General features: G+C 61.2%; 1 protein-coding gene. It reads left to right on the top strand.

Annotated elements, in window-relative coordinates:
- Nucleotides 1-385: 385 nt before the first annotated feature.
- On the top strand, nt 386-1506 hold a 1121-nt coding region (locus AC628_RS41195; protein ID WP_210190338.1), incomplete at its 3' end, for an urea ABC transporter substrate-binding protein.

Here is a 1506-nt window from a genome sequence, read left to right as displayed (position 1 = left end):
ATGACAGGCATGGCTTCAAGGTCGTCGAGACGTTCAGGGATGTCGCGCCGGCCTATGAGAACGAGAAGTGCGACCTGGTCGCAAACCCCACGCTCGCCCAGCATTTTGCACCAGAGAGCAAGTAGACGTCGAGGGGCGCGCGCCATCAAACCGCGCGCCCTCGCGTCGTTATTTGACGATTGGCCTGAACCAGTTCGATAATAAGACTAGACACCGGTTGCGGCGTGTGGTTCGATAATAGAACCATATAAGATATCAGGGAGGAAGCTAAATGATATCCCGCATCAATCTGTCCGGTTCGAACGAGCGTGCTTCGCGCAGCAGGAAGCGCAAGGACAACAGTCGGGGGTCGTGGGCAAGGCTGTTGCGCGTTGGCGCATTGACGGTGGCTGCCACATTCTGTCTTGCGGGAAAGCCAGTGCATGCCGAAGGCGGGATCAGGATCGGCGCCATTTTCGACCTGACCGGCGGTCTGAACATCTACGGCATTCAGCAAAACAACGCGCTGAAACTGGCGGTCGAAACCATCAATGCCAAGGGAGGCGTGCTCGGCAAGCCGATCGAGGTTGTCGGCTACGACGCGCAGTCGGAGCTGAGCAAATACACCCAGTATGCGAACACGGCGGTCCTGCGGGATCGTGTGAGCGCGCTGTTCGCCGGTCTCACCAGCTCGTCACGCGAGGCGATCCGGCCAATCGTCCGCAAGGCCAACATCCCGTACTTCTATGGATCGCTCTACGAAGGCGGCGCCTGCGACAAGCAGACCTTCGTCACCGGACCATCCGCCTCGCAGCAACTGTCGGTGCTCATCGACTGGGCGGTGAAGAAGTACGGCAAGCGGATCTACATCATGGCGCCTGACTACAATTTCGGGACGATCTCGGCGCACTGGGTCAGGGAATATGCGAAGAAGGCCGGTGCGGAGGTTGTGGGCGAGGACTTCCTGGCGCTCACGGTCACCGACTACGCACCGACCGTCCAGAAGATCCAGTCTGCCAGGCCGGACTTCGTCGTCGCGCTGCCGGTCGGCGCCAACCAGACCGGCTTCCTCGAGCAGTTCGCCGCCGCCGGCCTCAAGGACAGGATCGGCGTCGTCTCGACCAATTACGGCTCGGGCAACCAGCAGGTCGTGGTGTCACCGGCGGCCGGCAAGGGGCTCGTCGCGGACCAGGGCTACTTCCAGGTCGTCGACAATCCGGCGAATGCCGAATTTCTGAAGCTGTGGACCGCGAAATACGGCAGCGACACGCCGGTCATCTCGGAAGCTGTCGACATCTGGAATGCCGTGCATTTGTGGGCGGCGGCGGTCAACAAGGCCGGGGTAGCCCAGACAGCTCCGGTTACCGCAGCACTCGAAAGCGGGCTGAGCTTCGAGGCGCCGAACGGTACCGTGAAGCTCGAGCCGAAGTCGCACCATCTGCGCCAGAACATCTACATCGTCGAGGGCGATGACAGGCATGGCTTCAAGGTCGTCGAGACGTTCAGGGATGTCGCGCCGGCCTATGA

It is taken from the genome of Bradyrhizobium sp. NAS96.2 (assembly GCF_001908235.1).
Classification (GTDB): Bacteria; Pseudomonadota; Alphaproteobacteria; order Rhizobiales; family Xanthobacteraceae; genus Bradyrhizobium.
The sequence above is the reverse complement of the archived record's forward strand: the minus strand, read 5'-3'. Positions and strand labels throughout refer to the sequence as shown.